Annotated in this window: 20 protein-coding genes, 1 pseudogene and 1 riboswitch; of the genes and pseudogenes, 16 read left to right on the forward strand and 5 right to left on the reverse strand. The window is 69.0% G+C overall.

The annotated features are described in order from the left end of the window. Nucleotides 1-387: 387 nt before the first annotated feature. The 4 genes from ABZV44_RS44935 to ABZV44_RS44950 all read left to right on the forward strand — a co-directional run bounded on the left by ABZV44_RS44935 (nucleotide 388) and on the right by ABZV44_RS44950 (nucleotide 4127). Nucleotides 388-735: a YrdB family protein gene (locus tag ABZV44_RS44935; protein ID WP_354851358.1), complete on the forward strand. Its 348-nt coding sequence runs from the start codon at nucleotides 388-390 to the stop codon at nucleotides 733-735. Nucleotides 736-1043: 308 nt separating this feature from the next. After that, nucleotides 1044-3071, forward strand: coding sequence for an elongation factor G (gene fusA, locus ABZV44_RS44940; RefSeq protein WP_354851361.1), 2028 nt, complete (start codon nucleotides 1044-1046; stop codon nucleotides 3069-3071). A gap of 149 nt (nucleotides 3072-3220) precedes the next feature. Then, a complete protein-coding gene (locus ABZV44_RS44945) occupies nucleotides 3221-3655 on the forward strand; it encodes an SRPBCC family protein (RefSeq protein WP_354851363.1) in 435 nt (144 codons plus the stop codon). Continuing rightward, nucleotides 3648-4127 carry a MarR family transcriptional regulator gene (locus ABZV44_RS44950; protein WP_354851366.1) on the forward strand — a complete coding sequence of 160 codons (480 nt, stop codon included), beginning with the start codon at nucleotides 3648-3650 and terminating at the stop codon, nucleotides 4125-4127. Before ABZV44_RS44945 ends, ABZV44_RS44950 begins: the two co-directional genes overlap by 8 nt. A 20-nt stretch (nucleotides 4128-4147) precedes the next feature. Here ABZV44_RS44950 and ABZV44_RS44955 read toward each other — a convergent pair whose 3' ends face one another. Continuing rightward, a complete protein-coding gene (locus ABZV44_RS44955; protein ID WP_354851369.1) occupies nucleotides 4148-4996 on the reverse strand; it encodes a GNAT family N-acetyltransferase in 849 nt (282 codons plus the stop codon). A gap of 266 nt (nucleotides 4997-5262) precedes the next feature. On the opposite strand from ABZV44_RS44955, the gene ABZV44_RS44960 reads away from it, so the two are divergent. Then, nucleotides 5263-5901, forward strand: a complete 639-nt coding sequence (locus ABZV44_RS44960) for an HAD family hydrolase (RefSeq protein ID WP_354851372.1) — start codon at nucleotides 5263-5265, stop codon at nucleotides 5899-5901. Nucleotides 5902-5953: 52 nt separating this feature from the next. On the opposite strand, the gene ABZV44_RS44965 is transcribed toward ABZV44_RS44960, so the two are convergent. Further along, a complete protein-coding gene (locus ABZV44_RS44965) occupies nucleotides 5954-6436 on the reverse strand; it encodes an LOG family protein (RefSeq protein ID WP_354851375.1) in 483 nt (160 codons plus the stop codon). Nucleotides 6437-6530: 94 nt separating this feature from the next. After that, nucleotides 6531-6647, forward strand: a riboswitch (SAM riboswitch). A gap of 163 nt (nucleotides 6648-6810) precedes the next feature. Between ABZV44_RS44965 and ABZV44_RS44970 the strand changes: the two genes are divergently transcribed. The 9 genes from ABZV44_RS44970 (at nucleotide 6811) to ABZV44_RS45010 (ending at nucleotide 15876) form a co-directional block, all read left to right on the forward strand. Then, a complete protein-coding gene (locus tag ABZV44_RS44970) occupies nucleotides 6811-7971 on the forward strand; it encodes an ABC transporter substrate-binding protein (protein ID WP_354851378.1) in 1161 nt (386 codons plus the stop codon). Next, nucleotides 7972-9807 (forward strand): ABC transporter permease, encoded by a 1836-nt coding sequence (locus tag ABZV44_RS44975; RefSeq protein WP_354851381.1) that lies wholly within the window; start codon nucleotides 7972-7974, stop codon nucleotides 9805-9807. It begins immediately after the preceding gene. After that, complete coding sequence (locus tag ABZV44_RS44980) at nucleotides 9788-10657, forward strand: ABC transporter ATP-binding protein (RefSeq protein WP_354851384.1); 870 nt, start codon at nucleotides 9788-9790, stop codon at nucleotides 10655-10657. The genes ABZV44_RS44975 and ABZV44_RS44980 overlap by 20 nt, the downstream gene beginning before the upstream one ends. After that, nucleotides 10650-11399, forward strand: coding sequence for an ABC transporter ATP-binding protein (locus ABZV44_RS44985; RefSeq protein WP_354851387.1), 750 nt, complete (start codon nucleotides 10650-10652; stop codon nucleotides 11397-11399). Before ABZV44_RS44980 ends, ABZV44_RS44985 begins: the two co-directional genes overlap by 8 nt. Then, nucleotides 11396-12412 (forward strand): putative FMN-dependent luciferase-like monooxygenase, encoded by a 1017-nt coding sequence (locus ABZV44_RS44990; protein WP_354851390.1) that lies wholly within the window; start codon nucleotides 11396-11398, stop codon nucleotides 12410-12412. The genes ABZV44_RS44985 and ABZV44_RS44990 overlap by 4 nt, the downstream gene beginning before the upstream one ends. After that, nucleotides 12409-12972 carry a hypothetical protein gene (locus tag ABZV44_RS44995; RefSeq protein ID WP_354851393.1) on the forward strand — a complete coding sequence of 188 codons (564 nt, stop codon included), beginning with the start codon at nucleotides 12409-12411 and terminating at the stop codon, nucleotides 12970-12972. The genes ABZV44_RS44990 and ABZV44_RS44995 overlap by 4 nt, the downstream gene beginning before the upstream one ends. Continuing rightward, nucleotides 12965-13570, forward strand: coding sequence for a peroxidase-related enzyme (locus ABZV44_RS45000; RefSeq protein WP_354851396.1), 606 nt, complete (start codon nucleotides 12965-12967; stop codon nucleotides 13568-13570). Before ABZV44_RS44995 ends, ABZV44_RS45000 begins: the two co-directional genes overlap by 8 nt. Nucleotides 13571-14283: 713 nt before the next feature. After that, nucleotides 14284-14916, forward strand: coding sequence for a TetR/AcrR family transcriptional regulator (locus tag ABZV44_RS45005; RefSeq protein ID WP_245550798.1), 633 nt, complete (start codon nucleotides 14284-14286; stop codon nucleotides 14914-14916). Between the two features lie 111 nt (nucleotides 14917-15027). Then, nucleotides 15028-15876: an alpha/beta fold hydrolase gene (locus ABZV44_RS45010; RefSeq protein WP_354851399.1), complete on the forward strand. Its 849-nt coding sequence runs from the start codon at nucleotides 15028-15030 to the stop codon at nucleotides 15874-15876. 13 nt (nucleotides 15877-15889) lie between these two features. Here the strand turns inward: ABZV44_RS45010 and ABZV44_RS45015 are convergent, their stop codons facing one another. The 3 genes and pseudogenes from ABZV44_RS45015 to ABZV44_RS45025 all read right to left on the reverse strand — a co-directional run bounded on the left by ABZV44_RS45015 (nucleotide 15890) and on the right by ABZV44_RS45025 (nucleotide 19841). Beyond that, nucleotides 15890-17314, reverse strand: coding sequence for an aspartate ammonia-lyase (locus ABZV44_RS45015; RefSeq protein WP_354851409.1), 1425 nt, complete (start codon nucleotides 17312-17314; stop codon nucleotides 15890-15892). A gap of 120 nt (nucleotides 17315-17434) precedes the next feature. Next, nucleotides 17435-17773, reverse strand: a pseudogene (locus tag ABZV44_RS45020) (cyclic nucleotide-binding domain-containing protein); the annotation flags it as partial. 19 nt (nucleotides 17774-17792) lie between these two features. Then, the gene (locus tag ABZV44_RS45025) at nucleotides 17793-19841 is read right to left on the reverse strand and encodes a prolyl oligopeptidase family serine peptidase (protein WP_354851400.1); all 2049 of its coding nucleotides are present in this window, start codon (nucleotides 19839-19841) and stop codon (nucleotides 17793-17795) included. Nucleotides 19842-19956: 115 nt separating this feature from the next. On the opposite strand from ABZV44_RS45025, the gene ABZV44_RS45030 reads away from it, so the two are divergent. Both ABZV44_RS45030 and lpdA read left to right on the forward strand, forming a co-directional pair. Next, complete coding sequence (locus ABZV44_RS45030) at nucleotides 19957-20958, forward strand: membrane dipeptidase (RefSeq protein WP_354851403.1); 1002 nt, start codon at nucleotides 19957-19959, stop codon at nucleotides 20956-20958. 176 nt (nucleotides 20959-21134) lie between these two features. Continuing rightward, nucleotides 21135-22538, forward strand: coding sequence for a dihydrolipoyl dehydrogenase (gene lpdA / locus ABZV44_RS45035; RefSeq protein ID WP_354851406.1), 1404 nt, complete (start codon nucleotides 21135-21137; stop codon nucleotides 22536-22538). Nucleotides 22539-22654: the final 116 nt, after the last annotated feature.

Here is a 22654-nt window from a genome sequence, read left to right on the forward strand (position 1 = left end):
CGATGGTACTGCACTCGACAGGGTGTGGGAGAGTAGGACACCGCCGGAACATCCTTCGCGAAGGCCCCGACCAATTTGGTCGGGGCCTTCTGCGTTTTCTGGGTATTTCTCGGCCGGCGCGTAATTCGGTGGGCCGGGGCGTGGAGTTCTGGACCGGCTGCCTGCTGGATGCACTCGGTGACGAGCGGCGGCGGCCCCTTCCTTCTAATTCTTTTGGGTTGGTAATCCAGCGCCTCCGCTCTCCTCGCCGTCCAAGGGTCCCTGGCACAGTGCCTGGGGCCCTTGGCATTTCGGTCTCCGATCGCAAAGCGAGAGCACTGCTCTTGACTCCGTAACCGCGGTGAGTGATCATTGGTCCTAATTGAGAGCACTGATCTCGGAGCAGATATGATCACCACCGCCTGGACGGCCGTCAACCTGACCCTCGCCTTCGTGCTGGAACTCGTCGCCGTCGGCGCACTGGCCTACTGGGGCGTGCGCACCGGTCGCGGCCGGTTCGCCAAGGTGCTGCTGGGTGGCGGCGTCGCCCTGGCCGCCATGGTGCTGTGGGGCATGTTCGCCGCACCGCAGGCGAGTTTCTCGATCCCCGTGGCGGCGGTGGTCACCAGGGTCGTGGTGTTCGGCGGTGCGGCCGCCGGGCTCTGGCAGCTGGGACATCGGACGGCCGCGGTCGCCTTCCCGGTCCTGGTCGTCGCGAATCTGGCCGTGATCCATGCCGGGCATCTGTCGATGTAGCGCCGACCGAGGATGTAGCGCGGCCGAGCTCGACTGGGCCCCTGGGAAATTCACGGGACACCGAAAACGTTGCAGTGGTACGGTCGCACGGCGGAGCGGGAGGTTCCGCCGAACTCGAGAGCAGGAAGGGGCCGATCATGCGCGTTCATCGCGACGTCGTCGTGGCCCGCCCGCGCTTCGAGGTGATCCTGGTGTCTCCGCCGGCTCGGTGCCGGCTGCGCGGCCGGTACTGAGTACCCCCGGGGCGTCTGCCCTGTCCGGGGGAATCGCGCTGTTCTGTTCCGGATCAGCACGAAGGACGTATGACCGTGCGTACCAACATTTCTCGACAATCTTTGGCAGTCGTTCGCAATCTCGGGATTCTCGCGCATGTGGATGCCGGGAAGACCACGGTGACCGAGCGGATGCTGTTTCTCACCGGGATCACCCACAAGCGTGGCGAGGTGCACGATGGCACCACCGTCACCGATTTCGATCCGCAGGAACGGGATCGGGGCATCACCATCTTCGCGGCGGCAGTGAGCTGCGAGTGGGCCGGGCACCGGCTCACCGTCATCGATACCCCGGGGCACGTCGACTTCTCCGATGAGGTCGAGCGGTCCCTGCGGGTATTGGACGGCGCGGTGGCGGTTTTCGACGCCGTGGCGGGGGTGGAGCCGCAGGGCGAATCGGTGTGGCGGCGCGCCGACCGCTACGGCGTGCCCCGGATCGCGTTCGTCAACAAGATGGATCGCGCCGGGGCCGACCTGAGGGCCGCGGTCGCCTCGATTCGCGAACGGTTGCATCCGGTTCCGGTGCTCGTCCAGCTGCCGGTGTACGCCGGCGACGCGTTCGCCGGCGTGGTGGATCTGGTTCGCCTGCGTGCTCTCACGTGGGAGAACGGCCTCGTGGCGGGCCCGGTTCCGGATCACCTCGCGGACGAGGTGGCGCAATGCCGCCGCGAACTGGAAGAGGCGGTGGCGGAGCGGAATTCGGCGGCGTTGGAGGAATTCGTCGAGCGCTCCGGCCTGTCCGCCGAGACCCTGTCCGCCGCGCTGCGGGAGCTCACCCTCTCCGGCCAGGTGGTGCCGGTGCTGTGCGGCGCGGCCTACCGCGATATCGGCATCGAGCCGCTGCTCGACGCCGTGGTCGCGTATCTGCCGTCACCGCTGGACCGGCCCGCGGTCGGGTCCGGTGACGCCGTCCGCGCCGCGGATCCGGCGGAACCGTGTGCGGCACTTGCCTTCAAGGTGCATGCCACGCCGACCGGGCGGCTCACCTTCGTGCGCGTCTACTCGGGCGTCCTGCGGAAGGGCGACACCGTGGTGGACGTGGGCGGTGGTCGTCGCGAGCGGGTCGCGCGCATCCTGCGGGTGCAGGCGGATCGGCACGCGGAGGTCGAGGCCGCGGCGGCAGGCGACATCGTCGCGCTGGTCGGCCCGAAGGCCGTGCGGGTCGGCGCGACGCTGTGTGCGCCGGACGCGCCGGTGCTGCTGGAGCCGCCGGCTCTCACCGAGCCGGTGGTGTCGGTGGCGGTCGAGGCGCGGACCGGCGCGGACACCGAGAAGCTGGCGCCGGCCCTGGCCCGGCTGGCCGAGGAGGACCCGTCCCTGACGGTGCGGACCGACCCGGAGACCGGGCAGACCCTGCTGGCCGGACTGGGCGAACTGCACCTCGAGGTCGTGGTGGAGAAGCTGCGCCGCGACCGGGGGCTGAGCGTGACCGTGGGCCGGCCGCAGGTGGCGTACCGGGAGACCGTCGTGCGCGGCGTCCGGGGCCTGACCTACCGGCACGCCAAGCAGGACGGCGGGGCCGGGCAGTGGGCGCACATCGTGCTCGATGTGCAGCCGCTGCGTGAATCCGAGCCCGGGGCAACGGGATTCGAGTTCGAGTCGACGGTGGTCGGTGGCCGGGTACCGGCGGAGTTCGTCCGCGCGGTGGAAGCCGGCTGCCGGGACGCTTTGGCGGAGGGCCCGCTCGCGGGTCATCCGGTCACCGGGGTCCGGGTCACGCTCACCGATGGCGCGACGCATTCGAAGGATTCGTCGGAGCCGGCGTTCCGCACCGCGGGCCGCCTGGGGCTGCGGGAAGCCCTGCGCGCCAGCGCCATGGCGGTGCTGGAGCCGCTGGTGGAGCTGACCGTGACCGTGCCGGAGGACCATGTCGGCGCGGTGCTCGGTGACCTCGCCGCCCGGCGCGGCCGGGTGACCGGCTCGGTCACCCGCCCCGGCGTCGTGGTGGTGACGGCCACGGTGCCGCTGGCCGAATTGTTCGGCTACGCAACCCGTTTGCGCGGCCGCACACAGGGCCGGGGCACGTTCACCACGCGTCCGCTGGGCTACGCCCTCGCCCCGTAAGGGGTGACCGGGGCCCGGTGGCGGCGGCATATCGATGCCGTCCGTCACCGGGCCCCGTTGTCATGTGCGGCCATCGAATACCCGGAAGGGTTGATTGTTGTCGCGACTACGGTTACTGTTGTCGCAACAACAGAATTTCCCGAGGGGAGATGGCAGTCATGATGTACTCGTTCACCGAAGAGGCCGTGATCACCGGCGACATCGACAAGATCTGGGCGGTCGCCACCGATGTGGCCCGCTGGTCGGAATGGGACCCGCACGAGGAGAAGTCCCGCATCGACGGCGAATTCGCGGCCGGGACCACCGGGTGGGTCAAGCCGAAGGGGGCGCCGGCGGGGCCGTTCACCATCGTCGCCGTGGAGCCGGGACAGTCGTGGACCAGTGAGGCGGGTATTCCGTTCGGGAAGCTGCGCGGCCATCGCACCTACCGGGCCCTCGGCGACGGCACCGTGCGGGTGGCCGAGAATGTCGAGGTGCACGGGCTGTTCGGGCCCTTGTTCAAACTCGTCTGGGAGAAGGCCATGCGCGCGGACATGCCGCTGACCTTCGCGGCACTGGAGCAGGAGGCGCTACGGCGTGGCTGAATCATCGGGGCGGGCGGGAACTTCGCGGCAGGCGCGTGGCGTGCCGCGGGGACCGCTCATGAGCCCGGGCTTCTGGTTGCACCACGCCGCGCTGGAATGGCGGGCGACGCTGGAGCGCAATCTGCGCCCGCTCGGCCTCACCCCCACCCAGTTCAACCTGCTCGCCTCGGCGGGCTGGCTGAGCCGGGAGGGCGAGCTGCCGACCCAGCAGCAGGTAGCCGACATGTCCGGTTCGGATCGGATGATGGCGTCCAAGGTGATTCGGGGGCTGGAGGAGCGCGGCCTGCTCCTCCGTCACGCCGATCCGGCCGACGCCCGGGTCCTGCGCATCGAACTGACCTCCGCCGGACGGGAATTGGCCGGCCAGGGTGTGCAGACCGCCGTCGACACCGACGCCCAGCTCTTCGGCGACGACGGCGACCTGCTGCGCGAACACTTGAAACCGATTGCCGCGCATCGGCTGCCGGGCTGATCAGGGCACGACCGGGCCGATCAGGGCTTGACCAGGATCGCCCGTGTGTAGAGCAGCCCGAAGCCCAGCCGTTGCACATTCTGCTGGGACTTCGAGCCGGGCTGGGTGGTCACCACCGCGATATCGCAGCCAGCCGCGGTCGCCTCGGCGAGGCGCACCGACAGCAGCGACGACTGCACCCCGTGCCGCCGATGCGCGGGATCGGTTGCCGCGCCGGTCAGCTGGGCGACGCCCTGGGACATGCGCATGCTCGCCCCGCCCGCCACCCGCCCGTCACGCCGGGCCAGATACCGCCGCATCCCCGCCGCGCCGGTGAGATCCCGCATGGCCCGGGCGATGACATCGGCCGGAAATTCCTCGTGCGACGCCACACCCTGGGCGTCGGGATGCGCGAACCCCTCCGCGACCACTTCCAGCCAGGCGTCGAACTCGTCCTCGCCGCTGGGTTTCACGTCGACACCGTCGGCGACCACCGCGGCACGCTCGCCGCCGAGCTCCAGCCCGAGCACGTTCTCGAACGACACCAGCAGATAACCGCGCGCGGTGAGAAGTTCGCCGACACCCGGATCGCCGAGCTGCGAGACCTCGGCCTGTACCGGCGTCTTCCGTGCCGCGAACAACCGCTCGATCTCGTCGAGTTCCGACGGCTCGGGTATCCCCGCGAATCCGAGCCCGGCAACCTTGTTCAGCGGAGACCCGTCCTCGGCGAACGACGCCACGCCGCCCGCCACCGGTAGGACGAACCCCGCATCGACTCCCACCCGGTCCGCGGCCGCCGCACTGCCCTTCGCAATGAGTTCCGCTTCGACCCGCTCGATCCGCGCCGCCAGCTCCGTCCCACAGAAAAGCGTTCCCTGATCACTTGGCATGCACCCGAGCCTAATTCGGGACGCAACGGACATGCCCGCGATTTTCCGTCCCGGGTGAGCCTGCTGCCCGGGTCGTCACGGAACGGCCTGCCGGATCCCATGAATGCCGCAGCCCGGGCTGGTGCCGGCCTACTCAGCGCCCGGGCCGCACCGGTCGGGTCGGCGTGGCCGGTGGGCATCGCGCTGTGCACGGGTTCTGAGTGGGTGCGACGGTGGTCGGGTGTGGCAGTGGTCGGGCGGGTGGACGTGGGTCGTAGGGTCTGGGGGTGGGTGTTGATCGTTCGGGTGCAGTCGCCGGTGGGCTGGTGGTCGGGTTCGACCTGGATATGACGCTGATCGATTCGCGGCCGGGGATTGCGGCGGTGTGGGATGCGGTGGCCGCCCGGACCGGGGTGGCGATCGATTCGGAGCTGGTGGTGTCGCGGCTCGGGCCGCCGCTGGCGCACGAGGCGGCGCAGTGGTTTCCGGAGCACGAGGTGCCGGGGATCGTCGCGATGTACCGGGAGTTGTATCCGGATCTGGCGGTGCACGCGGCGGAGCATCTGCCGGGGGTGGTGGACGCGCTGGCGGCGGTGCATCGGGCCGGTGGGCGGGTGCTGGTGATCACGGCGAAGAACGGGCCGCACGCACAGTTGCATCTCGATCATCTCGGGCTGGCGGTCGACGAATTGGTCGGCGGGGCCTGGGCGGAGGAGAAGGGCGAGGTGCTGCGGGAGCGCGGGGCCTCGATCTATGTGGGGGATCATCTCGGCGATGTGCGGGCGGCCAAGGTGGCCGACGCGGTGTCGGTGGCGGTGACCACCGGGCCCTATGCGGCCGAGGAGCTGTCGGCCGCGGGCGCGGATGTGGTGCTCGGCGATCTGACCGAGTTCCCGTGCTGGCTGGCCGCCCACCTCGCCGCGTAACCGGTTGACTCGCAACCGTTCTCGGCGCACCGGCCGGGAGCGGTGCGGGTGCTCACGGATAGATCGGCGGGGCGAGCGCGAGGGCCACGGCGTGCGAGGGGTCGAGGGCGGGGATCGAGGCGTCGACCGCGTGGCCGTCGGCATCGCGCACCTGCCAGCCCCGCAGTGATACGACCGGAATATCGCGGTGGTTCGCCAATGCCAGCTCGGACAGGGTGCCCCACGAGCCGCCGATGACGATGACCGCATCGGCCGAGGCCACCAGGATCGCATTGCGGGCCTCGCCCATATTCGTATAGATCGCCGCGGACAGGCCCGGGCAGACCGCGTCACGATCCGTGCCGGGACGGATGCCGAGGACGAGTCCACCTGCGCCGGAAGCGCCTTCGGCGACGGCGGCCATCACACCGGAACCGCCGCCGCACAGCACGGTCGCACCCGCAGCGGCCAGCAGCCGGCCCACCTCGCGGGCGGCCGTGGACTCGGTGTCGGTGCAGGTGCTGGGGCCGCAGACGGCAATTTGCAGGGGTGGCAAGGGCTTTCCTCTCGTCGATGCGGGACGGATCGTTGGCATCAGGGTGATTCGAATGGTGTCGGCGCGGGGTGGCCGCGGCTACCGTTCTGCCCACGGTCACGAGTATCAGCATGTTCGAGCCCCGGCTCGCTGATCGGCAACCCTCGCACGGCGGTGGGGTGCCCCGGGTGACGACCAGGCGGCGTCCACGCGGACCCCGCAAGCGCTAGTCGAAGGAGCACAGGTCCATGTCTGGATGCCGCCCAGCCAACGGCTGAGGCCCAGCGCCCGAATTCCATCCGGGCGATTCTCTTTCCCGCACCGTACGCCTTCGGCGGTCGCGGTCGAGTCCCCATGCCCCGGCGCGGTGTCGGTGCACGAGTGCAGAGGTAGCAATGAGCAGGAACTGGTCCGGTTCGCGTGGATTCCGGGTGTTGGTGGGTGTGGCGGCGGCGACCGCGGTGGCGGGGCTGCTGTCGGCGTGCGGGAACGAGTCGTCGGACAGCAAGTCGGACACCGTGTACTTCGGGGTGTCGGGCCCGAAGACGGGCGGGTCGGCCGAGTACGGGCGGCTCTGGCAGCAGGGTTTCGACCTGGCCCTGGACGAGATCAATGCGGCGGGCGGGATCGACGGCAAGAAGGTCGCGCTGAAATGGGAGGATTCGCAGTCGGATCCGAAGCAGACGGTGCCGATCGCCACCAAGTTCGTGGGCGACAAGTCCATCATCGCCGAGCTCGGCGACTTCTCCTCGCCCGCCTCCATCGCGGCCTCTCCGGTGTACAACCGCGGCAAGCTGGTGCAGTACGGGTTCACCAACTCCTCGGTGGATTTCACCAAGGGCGGCGACTACTCGTGGAGCCCTTCCATCACGCTCGACGTGTACATGGAGCGCAATGCCGAGTGGGTGCGGTCCAAGGCGAAGAAGGTCTCCGTCGTCTACCTCGAAACAGACTGGGGCAAGCAGGCTTTCAAATTCTTCGAGCAGTTCGCCAAGGAGAAGGGCATCGAGATCGCCTACTCCTCGGCCATCCTGCCGGATTCGCAGGACTTCCGGCCGGTGCTGATCAAGGGCCGCGACGCCAACCCGGACGCCTTCGTGCACCTCGGTTACGGCCCGGACGGTGCGCTGGTGGTCAAGCAGCTGCGTGATGTCGGGTTCACCGGGCAGCTCTTCGCCGGCCAGAACACCCCGCAGTTCATCGATCTGGCCGGTCCGGCAGCCGAGGGCGACATCGTGAACGGCGTCTTCACGTCGTCGGATCCGAGTCCCAGGATCCAGAGCTTCGTCACCAGGTTCCGGGCCAAGTTCAACACGGACCCGGGCGATTTCAACGTCTACGCCTACGACGCGCTCAACGTGCTGGTGAAGGCCGCCAAGACCGGCGGCGCCACCCGCGAGGGCGTGCTGAAGGGCCTGCGCGAGATCAAGGACTTCGACGGAATCGGACTGGGCACCTTCGCCTTCGACCAGCAGACGCGGCGGCCCAGCGGCGTGAAGCCGATCGAGCTGGAACTGCGCAGCGGCAAATTCGTGCCGGTCGGAAGCGCCAAATAGATGTTCGACACGCTCATCGCGGGTCTGGTGCACGGCAATGCGTACGCGCTCATCGCCGTGGGCATCACCCTCATCTTCGGGGTCAGCAATGTCATCAACTTCGCGCACGGCTCGATCTTCGCGTTCGGTTCGGTGCTGGGCTGGTGGCTGATCGCCCAGCACGGCGTGCCGTGGTGGGCCGCGTTGATCGCGGTGGTGGCGGCGACGGCGCTGGTCGGTGTCGCCATCGACATCCTGGCGGTACGGCCGCTGCGGCGGGCCCCCGCCATTGCCGCCCTGCTGGCGACGGTGGCGGTCGGGCTGATCATCGAGAACGCGGTCGCCCTGGTCTTCGGACCCGACACCCGGCCCTTCCCGCAGGTCTTGCCCACCAACAACTTCCGGGCCGGCGGGGTGCGGTTCGGCACCTCCGATGTGGTCATGTTCGCCCTCACCCTCACGGTGATGGCGGGACTGTGGGCCTTCCTGCGCTACAGCCGTCACGGTTTGGCCATTCGCGCCACCGCGCAGGACCCGGACGCCGCCGCGCAGATGGGCATCGGCGTGGGCCGGGTGCAGTCGCTGGCCTTCGCCATCGCCTCCGGACTGGGCGGGCTGGCGGGCATCTTCGTCGGCCTCTACAACTCGAACATCTCACCGACCAGCGGCGGCATCGTCGGCATGACCGGATTCGTGGCCGCCACCATCGGCGGGCTGGGGTCGATTCCGGGCGCGGTCATCGGCGGTTTCGTGCTCGGGCTGGTGGAGGCGTTCGGCATCTACTGGTTCGGTGACGGCTACCGGGATCTGATCACCTTCGGCCTGCTGGTGATCTTCCTGGTGCTGCGGCCCGGCGGCTTGCTCGCCCGGCCGCCCGCCATCGAATCCGAGCCCATGACCGGCACCTTCCTCGGGTCGGGACGGGAACCGCGGGTGCGCTGGTGGCATGCCCTGATCGCGTTCGCCGTTGCGGGCGTGGCGATTCCGCTGATCGCGGATGATTACGGCATCTCGGTGGGCACCCAGATCCTGGCCTACGCCATCATCGCGGTCTCCATGACGCTGGTGGCCGGGTCGGCGGGACAGCTGGCCATCGGGCAGGCGGGGCCCATAGCCATCGGCGCGTACACCTCGGCGGTGCTGACGGTGTCGCACGGCTGGGCCTTCCTGCCCGCCATCGTGGCCGCGGGCCTCGTCGCGGCCGTGGCCTCCTCGGTGCTGGCCGCGCCGCTGTGGCGGCTGGGCGGGCACTATGTGGCGATCGCGACGCTGGGCATCGGCATCGTGACGGTGGCGATCATCCGCAACTGGGAGCCGGTGACGCGTGGCAGCTACGGCATCTTCGGGATTCCCGCGCCCAGTCTGTTCGGGTACGAATTCACCACGCACACCCAGACTTTCCGGCTGGAGCTGGTGGTGCTGGCCATTGTGCTGGCGGTCATCGTCGGCGTGCAGCGGTCCCGGCTGGGGATCGCCATCCGGGCCATCGGGGCCGACGAGGTGGCCGCCCGCTCGGCGGGGGTGCCGGTGCGCGATTACAAGGCGCTCGCCTTCGCGGTGGCGGCGTTCTTCTCCGGCATCGGCGGTGCGCTGCTGGCCCACCAGTACTCCTACATCGACCCGACGGTGTTCAACCTGCCGATGTCGCTGCTGGTGGTGACCATCCTGGTGCTGGGTGGCACCGCCTCGCCCTATGGCGCGGTGCTGGGCGCGGTGGTGCTGATCGGGGTGCCGGAGCTGCTCCGGCTGGCGCCGTCGTGGCGAATCGTCTTGTACGGCTTGGTATTGCTGCTGGTGGTGCGGTTCCGGCCCCAGGGAATTCTGGTGAGGAGGAATCGTGTCCCGGTCAACGCCTGACGTGCTCACGGTCACCGGTCTGCGCCGCTCCTTCGGCGGCGTGCGAGCCGTGGATGGGGTCGAATTCGCCATCGCGCCGGGTGAATTCGTCTCGATCATCGGGCCCAACGGGTCCGGGAAGTCGACGACGGTCAATCTGATCTCCGGCGTGCTGAAGCCGGATGCCGGGGCAGTCCTGGTGCACGGCACCAGGATTCGACCGGGCCGCCCGGAGGCGGCCGCCGCGGCGGGCATCGCCCGGACCTTCCAGAACGGCCGCGTGTTCGGCAACATGACCGTCCGCGAGAACGTCGATGTCGGCCTGCAGCCCACGCTGCGCGCGGCGCGGCCACTGCGTGTGCTGGCGAATGTGCCGGTGCTGAAATGGATTTCGCTGCTCGCCGAACTGGGCGTGGCGCTGGCGCCGACACCGGCGGCGCGGGCCGAGCGGCGGGCGTCGGCCGCTCGGATCGACGCGCAGCTCGCGCGGTTCGAGGAACGCCTGGCGCCGCGTGCCGACCATGCGACCTACACGCTGTCCTACGCCAATCGCCGCCGGACCGAGATCGCGCGGGCGCTCGCCGCGGAACCCGGCCTGCTGCTCCTCGACGAGCCCGCCGCGGGCATGAACCAGACCGAGACCGCCGAAATCGGCAGGCAGCTGGCCGCATTGAAGGCCCAGGGCCAGACGGTGCTGCTGGTCGAGCACAAGATGGACCTGGTCCACGACCTGTCCGACCGGGTGCTCGTGCTCGACGAGGGGCGCATCATCGCCCAGGGCACGCCCGCCGAGGTGCTGGCGGATCCGCGTGTCATCGAGGCCTACCTCGGGCGCAGCCGGGCCGGCGGGAAGGTCGGCGCGGATGTCTGAATTCGACGAAAACGCCACGCCGATCCTCGAATTCGACCGGGTGGTGGTGCACTACGGCCCGTCCCGGGCGCTCGACGAGGTCTCCCTGCGGGTGCGGCCCGGCGAGATCGTCTCGCTGCTGGGCGGCAATGCCTCGGGCAAGTCGACCACCATGAAAACCGCGCTCGGCCTGCTGAAACCGTCCTCGGGCGTGGTGCGCGTCGACGGTACGGACGTGAGTGCGACGCCCCCGTCGGCGCGGATCCGGGCCGGGCTGGCCTCGGTCCCGGAGGCCCGGCGCGTCTTCCCGGCCATGACCGTCGAGGAGAACCTCTTCGTCGGCGGCTACATCCGTAAGGAGCGCCGCGCGGTGCTGACCGCGCGCGCCGCCGAGCTGTTCGACCACTTCCCGCGCCTGGCCGAGCGGCGCGCCCAGCGAGCGGGCACGCTCTCCGGCGGCGAGCAGCAGATGCTGGCCTTCGCCCGCGCGCTCATGAGCAAACCGCGCCTCATCTGCATGGATGAGCCCACCATGGGATTGTCGCCGCTGTTCGTCGATCGGGTGCTGGAGGAGATCGCCCGGCTCAATCGGGAGCTGGGCCTGGCCATCCTGATCGTCGAGCAGCAGGCGGAGCTGGCCCTGAGCATCGCGCACACCGCCAATGTGCTGCGCGGCGGGCGGATCGTGCTGCACGGCCCGGCCGCGGAACTCGTCGGCGATCCGGCGGTGCGCGACGCCTACCTCGGAAAGGTGACCACATGACTCCGCAACGGCTCGGCTTCTTCACCCGCCTGGTCCGCACCGATCCGGCGCAGGACGCGGGCACGGTGTACCGGCAGGCGCTCGAGCAGATCGGGCTGGCCGAACGGCTCGGCTACGACACCGCCTGGGTGGCGCAGCATCACCTGGATCCGGCCGAGGGCGGGCTGCCGTCCCCGTTCGTGTTCCTCGCGCACGCGGCCGCCCGCTTCCCGCGCATCCGTTTCGGGACCGCGATCGTGACGCTGGCCCTGGAGGATCCGATCCGGGTCGCCGAGGACGCGGCGGTGCTGGACCAGCTGTCGGGCGGGCGGCTCGAGCTCGGGTTCGGCGCGGGCGGGTCGCGGCACGCCTTCGAACTGTTCGACCTGGCCGGCGCGGATCGGCAGTCGGTGTACGCGAACAAGCTCGCGCGGTTGGCCGCGGCCCTGGACGGTACGCCGCTGGTCGGTGACCGCGGGCTGAACCCGCCGGCCGCCGGCCTGCGTGACCGCCTGTGGCAGGCCACCTTCTCGGCCGGTGGCGCGGGCCGGGCCGGGCGGGCCGGTGACGGACTGCTGCTGTCGAAGGCCCAGCCGCGTGATCCGGCCGCGCCGGACGCCACCCTCTGGGAGATCCAGCAGCCACTGGTCGACGCCTACCTCGACGCGCTGCGCGCGGGCGCCGAACCGCGAATCGGCGCGTCCCGGGGCGTTTTCGTGGCCGACGACCACGACGAGGCGGTCGGCCTCGCCGAGCGCGGAGCGGCCCGGTTCCTGGATCAGCTCGGCCGCAACGGCGGACCCGAAGTGGCGGAATCCGTCGACGAGGTCTTGCGCGACATCTACATCGGCACCCCGGACGAGGTGGTGGCGCGGCTGTCGGAGGACGCGGCGCTGCGGCACGCCACCGACTTCATCGTGCAGGCGCACCCGGTCGACCCGGGCCACGCCGCCACCCTGCGCTCCATCGAACTCATCGCCACCAAGGTCGCGCCGCAACTGGGTTGGCGACCCGACGAAAGGACCAACCGGTGACCGAGGCATCCACCGCCTACGACGACACGCCACCCGCGGCAACGGAAGTGGCCGGAAGAACTGCTTCCGCCACCGCCGACCCGCCCGGCTCGCGCGGTGGCGCAGGGGGCCGCCGCGCCGATGTCATCGATGCCGTGCTGGGTGCGCGAGCCGAATCGGTGCGCGCGGTGCGCGCGACACGCCCGGAGGTTATCGAACACTCGCAGGGAGTATTCGAGGCGCTGCTCGACGGCCCGGCTACCGCGAGCGTCGGGCGGGAGCGGCTGATCGCGGCGGCGGTCGCCGTCGCCGAGCTGGCCGGCGCGCCGGAGCTGGCGGCGCACTACGCGGCGCTGGGAACCACTCCGGCGGAGGGCGATCCGGTGCTGGCCGCCATTCTGCGGCACGCCGCCCGGGTGACCTCCGCGCCGGCGTCCCTCGCCCGCGCGGACATCGACGCGCTGGCCGCGGCCGGCCTGTCCGAGCGCGACATCGTGACGGTGGCGCAGCTCATCGGGTTCGTGCACTTCCAGGTCCGGCTGCTGGCCGGGCTGCGACTGATCGGAGCGGATGATGAGTGAGCCCGGGCGCGAGGTGCGCAGTGTCGAAACATCCCGGCGGCCAAGTGGATTCACCCAGGAGCAGCTGGACTGGGTGCCGTGGGTGGAGCCCATCGTGCTGGCCGATGCCGATGAGTTGCAGCGTCCCCTGCTCGAGGGCGATCGCGGCGTCGGCCCCTACTTCCGGCTACTCGCGCGCAATGCCGAGGTGCTGGCGCACCGCAGCGCGAATGATCGAGCGATCTTCTACGGTCGAGGGGGATTGACCCGGGCCGAGCGCGAACTCGCGGCGACCGTTACCTCCCGGCGCAACGGGTGTGAGTACTGCGCATCCGTTCACTCACGTTTCACTTCTGCGCTGTCCAAGCGTGTCGCTGATGTGCAGCGGTTGCTGGACGAGGGCAACGAGGTGCGGATCGACGAAAGGTGGGACGCCGTCATCGATTTCGTGGACGCGCTGGCCGCCAATCCGCCGCGCGCGTCCGCCGCTCATCTGAAGCGGCTGCGAGAGCTGGGTTTCGACGCCGCCGAGCTGCACGATCTGGTGCTGTCCGCCGCCTCGTTCTCGTGGGCCAACCGGCTCATGCTCACCCTGGGCGAGCCGGAGGTCCCGGCCTAATCTAGGGCTCTCTCAAAAAAGTTCTAGAAAGTTCATCGGAAATCTTCCCTGCGTGGGTACCGGATCGGTATCGTGCCGAGAGCAAACGGTCAGTGAAAGCACTGGCACCCCGGCGGATCGGAGCACCACCATGGCGAACTTCCTTTCGGATGTTCTCGTTCAGACCATTCTCAAGTTGCTGGCAACCGGCTCCTCGAGCGTTTCCGCCAAGTAGCTACGCGAGCGCCATCTTTCGGCTACTGCGCGGAAGCCGGGGTGATGTGCAAGGACCCGATCTCCGACGGGGGGATCGGGTCCTTTTTTATGCCCGTGTCGACGGGTTTCGCGCCCGGTGTCAGTGGGTAACGCGCTGGGTACTCCGCTCGCATCGAGTGCTCCCGCCCTGGTCCGGCCGGGCATCGCGAGAGGTCCGACAAATTAATACTAAAAAGATCCTAGAAAAGTATTCCGTCCAGTACGGCTGCTCTGTATCGTGTTGAACGGCAAACGATCAGTGACTTTCGGGTCAATGCGACATCGGGCCGCGAGTCTCTCCCCCCGGACCCGCGTCCCGAACCCGGGACGGTTCCCCTGCCTATACCCACCGTCTCGGGTGCGCCGCCCGGCCCGAAGTCACTGAGCCATCTTTCGGCTATCGCGCGGTAAGTCGAAGGTTCAAACGAAGGGCCCGATCCATGACGAGGGGATCGGGCCCTTCGGTATTGTCTGGCGCAATGTCACAGGAAACGAACGCGGGAAGAATGTACGCCGGGCAGCCCGTAGAAGACCGGCAGCGGCAGCGTCGTGCGCGTTTTCTGGAGTCCGGGCTCACGGTGTTCGCGCGCGATGGATACGCCAATAGTTCTGTCGGAGCCATCTGCAAGGACGCCGGTCTCTCCTCGAGACAGTTCTACGAGGAGTTCACCGGACGCGAATCGCTCTTGCTCGAGCTCTACGAGCAGATCGATCGCGAATCCCGGGAAGCCGTGGCGGCCACCATCGCCGAGCACTCCGACGCCAGCGCCATCGACATCATCGACGCCGCCGTACGCGCCTATATCGAGTCCATCGGGCGAGATCCGCGCAAGGCCAGGGTCGCGCTGGTCGAAGTCGTCGGGGCGGGACCCAAGGTGGAGAAGTTCCGTCTGGAACTGCGGCGCGCCTGGGGCGCGCTGCTGGCCAGCGCCGCCGAAGATGCCGCCCTGCACGGTGAAATCCCCCCCGGTGACTACGAAATGCGCGTGCTCGCCATCATCGGCGCCGTGAACTACGTGGTCGACGCCTGGAGCGGTTCGGAACCGCGCCAGCCGCTCGACGACGTGATCCGGGTGCTACGCCGCATCATCATGGGCGCCGTCAGCGCCTGACCCGGTCCGAACCTCCGTCAACCGAGGCCCGAACCCCCAACCACCGACCCGTTTTCGCGCCCGTCCGCTGCCTCGCGGACGGGCGCGACCTTTACGGGTAGCGTGCCGATCATGGAGACCGTGCCCATCCAGATGCCCGACGGGACGACGGTGCCGGTGCGCTTGATACCGGCGAAAGGCCCGCACCGGCATCCGATTACGGCCGACAGCCCCCGGCCGGTGGTGGTGATCGCGCCCGGCCTGGGTGTCCCGGGGGAGTACTACTCGCTGTTCGGGAAGCCATTGGCGGACCGGGGTTTCGATGTGGCGCTGCTGGAGATCCGCGGAAACGGAGACAGCAGGCCGAAACCCGGCGTCCCGAGCACCCACGGCTATCAGGAACTGGTGGCCATGGACTTCCCCGCCATGTTCGAGGTGGTGCGCGAGCGGTTCCCCGAGAGCACGCCATACCTGCTGGGGCACAGCATGGGTGGCCAGCTCGGCGTCATGTACGCCTCCCGGATCCGCGGGCGGCTGGGCGGATTGATCCTCATCGCCTCCGGCACGCCGCATTTCCGCGGCTACACCGGCCTGGCCGCGGTGGGCAGCGCGGCGCTGTCGCTGACCGCCAATCTGGCCGGGTTCTGGCCCGGCGACACCATCACCGCGGGCGGCTTCGGACGGCAGTCGAAGGCGCTGATCGCCGACTGGGCGCGGCTGGCCCGCACCGGCCGATTCCAGCCCGCCGGAGCCGATATCGACTACGAGGAGCGCATCGGGCGGCTGAAACTGCCGGTCCTGTCGATCACCATGACCGGCGACGAGCTGACCCCGCGCGGGTCGGCGCGGCAGCTGCTCGCCAAGCTGTCCGAGGCCGACATCACCACCTGGCACAACCCGGACCCGCTCGGGCACAACGGCTGGATCAGCGATCCCGAATCCACCCTCGACCATGTCGAAAAGTGGCTCCGGGACCGCTGATTCGCGGGCCGGTTCAGAGCGTGCGCGACCGCGGCGCGGTCATCTTCTCCGGGCTCAGCAGCTCGTCGAGCTCTTCCTTGGTCAGGGCGCTGCGCTCCAGCACCAGGTCGTAGACGCTGCCGCCGGTCCGCAACGCCTCCTTGGCGATCGCCGCCGACTGCTCGTAGCCGAGCTTGGGCACCAGCGCGGTCACCAGGCCGATGCTGTGCGCCACCAGATCCCGGCAGTGTTCCCGGTTGGCGGTGATGCCGGTGATGCAGCGGCTGGTCAGGGTGATGGCCGCATTGCGCAGCATCATCAGGCCCATCAGCAGGTCGTAGGCCATGATCGGTTCGGCCATGTTCAATTCCAGCTGGCTGGCCTCGGCGGCCATGGTGACGGTCATGTCGTAGCCGATGAGCTGGAAGCAGACCTGGTTCACCACTTCCGGGATGACCGGGTTGACCTTGCCCGGCATGATCGACGAACCCGGCTGCACCGCGGGCAGATTGATCTCGCCCAGGCCGGCGCGCGGGCCGCTGGAGAGCAGCCGCAGATCGTTGCAGATCTTGGACAGCTGGACCGCCGCGCGCTTGAGGGTGCCCGACACCGCCACGAAATCGCCCGAGTCCTGGGTGGCTTCGACCAGGTTCTCGGCCTGGCGGATGGGCAGCCCGGTGATCTCGGCGAGATTGCGGGTCACCAGGTCGGCGTAGCCGGGAGGGCTGGTGATGCCGGTGCCGATGGCGGTGCCGCCCATGTTCACCGCGAGCAGGTCCTGCCCGATGCGCTGCAGATGGCTGATGGCCTCGCCGATCATGACCGCGTACGCGCCGAACTCCTGACCCAGTGTCATGGGGACGGCGTCCTGCAGCTGGGTGCGGCCCATCTTGATGACGTCGCCGAATTCGACCGCCTTGGCCTGCAGGGCATTCCGCAGTTCCGTCAATGCGGCGGCGGCGTCCTGCAGTGACAGGTACACGCCGAGCTTCACCGCGGTCGGGTAGACGTCATTGGTGGACTGCGAGCAGTTCACGTCGTCGTTGGGGTGCAGGTAGCGGTACTCGCCCTTGCGATGCCCCATCAGCTCCAGGCCGCGGTTGGCGATGACCTCGTTGGCGTTCATATTGGTCGAGGTGCCCGCGCCGCCCTGCACCATGTCGACCATGAAGTCTTCGCGCAGCCGTACCGCTGCCGGGCTGCCGGGCTCCAGCAGCTCGTCGCAGGCGCCGATGATGGCCGTCGCCTTCTCCTGCGTGATCGACCCGAGTTCCGCGTTCGCCAGTGCGGCGGCCTTCTTCACGTAGGCCAGCGCGGACACCAGGTGCCCGAACCGGCGCAGCTGCACGCCCGAGATCGGGAAGTTCTCCATCGCGCGCAGGGTCTGCACGCCGTAGTACGCCTCGGCGGGCAGTTCCCGGGTGCCGAGCGAATCGTGTTCGGTGCGAATGCCGCCCAGCGGCTGCTGAGCCGCGATCGCCGCCGCCAGCCGCTCGGAGACGGTCCGCATGCGGTGGGCGATGAGCCCGGCGACGTGGGCGACGATGCGGTAGTAGCGATCCGGGTGCTGCCCGGCCAGTTCCCGCAGGGTGGCCCGGGGCACCACGAGCACCACCGCCCCGTCGCGGGTGCGACCGCTGGCGGTGTGCGGGGTGTCGTCCACCAGCGCGACCTCGGACACCAGGCTGCCGGGACCCAGGCGCGCGAGCTGGATCTCCTGACCGGTGAGCCCGGAGATGATCTGGACCTCGCCCTCGACCACGATGCCCGCCCACTCCCGCGGGGTGGCCTCGTGGAAGAGGGTTGCGCCGGCCGGATATTCGCGCCGGTGGGCGGTGGCGGCGAAGGCCCGGACGTCGTCGGGTTCCAGCCCGGTGGCCGCGGCGGTGGTCTCGATCAGCTCGTCCAGTGGGTCCACGTCGGCTCCTCGCGAGCGGTCAGTCCATCAGCTGCTGGGTGAAGAACTCGTAGATTATCGCCGCCTGGAAGGCGGACTGCTTGTTGTCCGCCGCGCCGCCGTGGCCGCCCTCGATGTTCTCGTAGTACCAGACGTCGTGGCCTTCGGATGCCAAGCGCGCGGCCATCTTTCGCGCATGGCCGGGGTGCACGCGATCGTCGCGGGTGGAGGTGGTGAGCAGGATCGGCGGATACTGCCGGTCCGGGCTGGTGTTCTGGTACGGCGAGTACTTCGCGAGGTACTCCCACTCCTCCGGCTTGTCCGGGTCGCCGTACTCGGCGATCCAGGACGCGCCCGCCAGCAGCAGGTGGTAGCGCTGCATGTCCAGCAGCGGCACCTGGCACACGATGGCCCCGAACAGCTCCGGGTACCGGGTCAGCATGACGCCCATGAGCAGGCCGCCATTGCTGCCGCCCACCGCGCCCAGCTGCCCGGGCGTGGTGATGCCGCGCGCCACCAGATCCCGTGCCACGGCCGCGAAATCCTCGAAGGCCTTGTGCCGGTTGGCCTTCAGCACCGAGGTGTGCCATTCCGGGCCGTATTCGCCGCCGCCGCGGATATTGGTCATGACGTAGGTGCCGCCGCGCTCCAGCCAGCCCATCCCCACCATGCCGCTGTAGCTGGGGGTGCGGGAGACCTCGAACCCGCCGTAACCGGACATCACGGTCGGGCCCGGGGAGCCCTGACGATCGCGGTGGCGGATCACGAAATACGGGATCTGGGTGCCGTCGTCGGACTGCGCGAAGAACTGCTCGGTCACGATGCCGTCGGCGTCGAAGAAGCCCGGCTCCTGCTTGAGCACCTCCACGCTGCTGCCCACCGACCCCGACATCAGCGTGGCCGGGCGGGTGAAACCACTGGTGGAGAGCATGAATTCGTCGCCGCCGTCGAGGCGGTCCAGGTTCATGATGCTGGTGCTGGCCATGGCCGGGGTGTCGGCCAGCGGCTCGCGGGTCCAGCCGTCGGGGCCGGGGGTGAGCACGTACAGCTTGGTCTGCACATCCTCCAGCGTGACCAGCAGCAGGTGGTTCTCGGTCCAGCCGTAGCCGTGCAGCGCGGTGTGCGCGTCGGGGGTGAACAGGACCTCGAAATCGCGTGCGCCGGACAGGAATGCCTCGAAGTCGGCGGCCAGCAGCGCACCGGCCGGATAGGTGGCGCCGTTCACCTCCCACGGCGACTTCAGCCGCACCAGCAGCCACCGCTTGTACCAGGTCTCGGTGGCGTCGGTGGGCACGTCGATGAAGCGCAGCGTGCCGTCGGACTCCAGCAGGTAGACCTCTTCGTTGAAGAAGTCGGTGGCGCGGCTCAGGAAGTGCCGCTCGTAGCCGGGGGTACGGTCGTAGCCCGCCGAGACGGCCACATCGGTGACCTCGCCCTCGTACACGAATTCCGCCGCCTCCAGCGGGGTTCCGCGCCGCCAGCGCTTCACCACCCGCGGATAGCCGGAGTCGGTCAGCGAGCCGGGACCGAAATCGGTGCCCACGTACAGGGTGTCGTGATCGATCCAGGCGAAGTCCGATTTGGCCTCGGGCAGATGGAAGCCGCCGTCCTCGGGCGCGATGAAAGTCTTTGCCTCGATATCGAATTCGCGGACCACCTTGGCGTCCGCGCCGCCGCGCGAGAGGCTGATGAGCGCGCGTCGCTGCTCCGGCCGCTTCACCGCCGCACCGCCCCAGACCCAGTTCTCGCCCTCGGCGGCCGCCAGCGCGTCCAGGTCGATGAGGATCTCCCAGTCCGGCTCGTCCTTCGCGTACTCGGCGAAGGTGGTGCGCCGCCACAGGCCCTTCGGGTGCTCGCGGTCGCGCCAGTAGTTGTAGAGCCACGGGCCGCGCCGGCCCGGATAGGCGATGCGGGTGTCGGTGTCGAGCATGGCCAGCACGCGCGCCTCGAGGTCGGTGAAGCGCTCCGAGGACGCGAACCGCTCCCTGGACACCGCATTACGTTCTTCCGCCCAGGTCAGGGCGCGTTCGCTCTCGACCTCTTCGAGCCACAGGTAGGGATCCGTCACTCCCTGTCCAACACCGGTCATGCCCACATTGTTGCCGAGGCGCGCGTTCGCCGGTCGCGAACGTATTGCCGGGCACTCCGCCGCACGGTCAGTAGGATTGCGGTTTCGCTACCGATCGGATCCAGGAGGCCTCGGCGTGTCGCATGAGCCCCGGCTGTGGGAACAGCACTGCTGCCTGCCGCTGCTGCCGACCGCGGACCTCACCGAGCTGACGCGGTACCCACTGGGCTCGTACCTCTCGGTCAATATCGGCTACGCGCCGCAATCCACCCGCGAGTCGCTCGAGCTGGTCACCCAGTTCCGGCGGGATGCCCTGACCGACGGCCGATTCCGGCTGGTGCACAGCATCGAGGACGCCTGGCCGCAGGTCCCCACCGCGGAGACCGACGCCACCCTCGCGCTGGCCTTCGATCTCGAGGACTGCGGGCCGCTGGGGGGTGATCTCGACAATGTCGAGCTGTTCCACGAACTGGGGCTGCGCTCGCTGCTGCCCACCTACAACCACGCCAACGCGGCCGGCTGCGGGTGCCTCGACACCGACGACACCGGCCTCACCGCCTACGGCCGCGACCTGATCCGCACGCTCAACGAGGTCGGGGTGCTCGCCGATGGGTCGCACTGCTCGCGGCGCACGGGACTCGACATCGCCGAGACCACGACCGTGCCGATGATCTACAGCCACTCGAATTTCGCGACGCTGTGGGCGCATCCGCGCAATATCGGCGACGACCAGGCCAAGGCGTGCGCGGCCACCGGTGGCGTGATCGGTATCAACGGGGTCGGCATCTTCCTCGGCCGCAACGAACCCGCCGACGGGGCCGGACGCATCGAGGCCATGGCCGACCACATCGCCTACGGCGCGGAACTGGTCGGCATCGAGCACATCGGGATCGGCTCCGACTACTCCTTCGACGCCGACGATTTCAACGCCGAACTGGCCGGCAATCCGGACAGCTATTCCGAGGAGTACACGCGCTACGGCCAATTGCAGTGGGCGCCACCGGAAGACCTGCTCGGCACGTCCGGGGTGCGGGGGCTGGACGAGGTGCTGGCCGCGCGCGGCTTCTCCGCCGCCGACCGGGCGGCCGTCTTCGGCGGCAATTTCGCGCGCGTGGCGCGGCAGGTCTGGCGGGATTAGCCGCGGCGGGTCCGGCGGGATCAACCGACCGTCGGAGATCTCGGCCGGTCCGCCGGGCGCGACGGACTGAGCGGTCGCATCCAGAGCGCGGGCGTGACCTCTCTCACGTGTTCCCCGTCTCACGCGGGCGGGGGATGGCTGAGTGAGGTCCCGGCAACAGGTCTAGTCTCGATGCCGTGACTTCCCACTACGATGTCGTCGTTCTCGGCGCTGGTCCCGGCGGTTACGTCGCCGCGATCCGTGCCGCTCAACTCGGCCTGCGAACAGCGATCGTCGAGCAGAAATACTGGGGTGGCGTGTGCCTGAACGTGGGCTGCATTCCGTCCAAGGCACTGCTGCGCAATGCGGAGCTGGCTCATATCTTCACCAAGGAAGCGAAGACCTTCGGTATCTCGGGTAACGCGACCTTCGACTTCGGCGCGGCGTTCGACCGCAGCCGCAAGGTCGCGGACGGCCGGGTCAAGGGCGTCCACTTCCTGATGAAGAAGAACAAGATCGACGAGTTCGACGGCAAGGGCACCTTCACCGGCCCGAAGTCGCTCTCGGTCGCGCTCACCAAGGGCGGCACCGAGGACATCACGTTCGACAACGTGATCATCGCCGCGGGCACCGAGACCAAGCTGCTGCCGGGCACCTCGCTGTCCGCCAACGTGGTCACCTACGAGGAGCAGATCCTCACCCGCGACCTGCCGGGTTCCATCCTCATCGTGGGTGCGGGCGCCATCGGCATGGAGTTCGCCTACGTCCTCAAGAACTACGGCGTGGACGTGCGCATCGTCGAATTCCTCGACCGCGCACTGCCGAACGAGGACGCCGACATCTCCAAGGAGATCACCAAGGCGTACAAGAAGCTCGGCATCACCATCACCACCTCCGCGGCCGTGCAGTCCATCGAGGACGACGGCTCCAAGGTCACCGTGTCGATCAAGGACAACAAGTCCGGCGCGATCGAGACCGTCACCGTGGACAAGGTGCTGCAGGCCGTCGGCTTCGCGCCGCGCGTGCAGGGCTACGGCCTGGAGAACACCGGCGTGCAGCTCACCGACCGCGGCGCCATCGCGATCGACGAGTACATGCGCACCAACGTCCCCGGCATCTACGCCATCGGTGACGTCACCGCCCTGCTGCAGCTCGCGCACGTCGCCGAGGCGCAGGGTGTGGTCGCGGCCGAGACCATCGCGGGCGCCGAGACCATGTCGCTGGGCGACTACCGCATGATGCCGCGCGCCACCTTCTGCCAGCCGCAGGTCGCCTCCTTCGGTCTCACCGAGCAGCAGGCCCGCGACGAGGGCTACGACGTGAAGGTCGCGACCTTCCCGTTCACCGCCAACGGCAAGGCGCACGGCCTCGGCGACGCGCAGGGCTTCGTCAAGCTCATCTCCGACGCCAAGTACGGCGAGCTCATCGGCGGCCACCTCATCGGCCCCGATGTCTCCGAACTGCTGCCGGAACTGACCCTGGCCCAGAAGTGGGATCTCACGGTCAACGAACTGGCCCGCAACGTCCACACCCACCCGACCCTGTCGGAAGCCCTCCAGGAAGCGATCCACGGCCTGGCCGGCCATATGATCAACTTCTGAGTGGGAGAACAACTCTCGTAGCTCTCAGGGGCTTCGCCCCCGAACCCCCTGAAAAGCGGCCCGGTGCCAGCGAAAAAATATTGGGAACGGGCGGTTTATATGGGATTTGTAGAAGA

This window comes from Nocardia sp. NPDC004860 (genome assembly GCF_040609015.1).
Taxonomy (GTDB): domain Bacteria; phylum Actinomycetota; class Actinomycetes; order Mycobacteriales; family Mycobacteriaceae; genus Nocardia.

Excerpts from the sequence above, each read along its gene's own strand:
- ABZV44_RS44935 (WP_354851358.1), top strand. The coding sequence starts at position 388 with ATGATCACCACCGCCTGGACGGCCGTCAACCTGACCCTCGCCTTCGTG.
- ABZV44_RS44945 (WP_354851363.1), top strand. The coding sequence starts at position 3,221 with ATGGCAGTCATGATGTACTCGTTCACCGAAGAGGCCGTGATCACCGGC.
- ABZV44_RS44955 (WP_354851369.1), bottom strand. The coding sequence starts at position 4,996 with ATGCCAAGTGATCAGGGAACGCTTTTCTGTGGGACGGAGCTGGCGGCG.
- ABZV44_RS44970 (WP_354851378.1), top strand. The coding sequence starts at position 6,811 with ATGAGCAGGAACTGGTCCGGTTCGCGTGGATTCCGGGTGTTGGTGGGT.
- ABZV44_RS44975 (WP_354851381.1), top strand. The coding sequence starts at position 7,972 with ATGTTCGACACGCTCATCGCGGGTCTGGTGCACGGCAATGCGTACGCG.
- ABZV44_RS44985 (WP_354851387.1), top strand. The coding sequence starts at position 10,650 with ATGTCTGAATTCGACGAAAACGCCACGCCGATCCTCGAATTCGACCGG.
- ABZV44_RS44990 (WP_354851390.1), top strand. The coding sequence starts at position 11,396 with ATGACTCCGCAACGGCTCGGCTTCTTCACCCGCCTGGTCCGCACCGAT.
- ABZV44_RS45000 (WP_354851396.1), top strand. The coding sequence starts at position 12,965 with ATGAGTGAGCCCGGGCGCGAGGTGCGCAGTGTCGAAACATCCCGGCGG.
- ABZV44_RS45005 (WP_245550798.1), top strand. The coding sequence starts at position 14,284 with ATGTCACAGGAAACGAACGCGGGAAGAATGTACGCCGGGCAGCCCGTA.
- ABZV44_RS45010 (WP_354851399.1), top strand. The coding sequence starts at position 15,028 with ATGGAGACCGTGCCCATCCAGATGCCCGACGGGACGACGGTGCCGGTG.
- ABZV44_RS45025 (WP_354851400.1), bottom strand. The coding sequence starts at position 19,841 with ATGACCGGTGTTGGACAGGGAGTGACGGATCCCTACCTGTGGCTCGAA.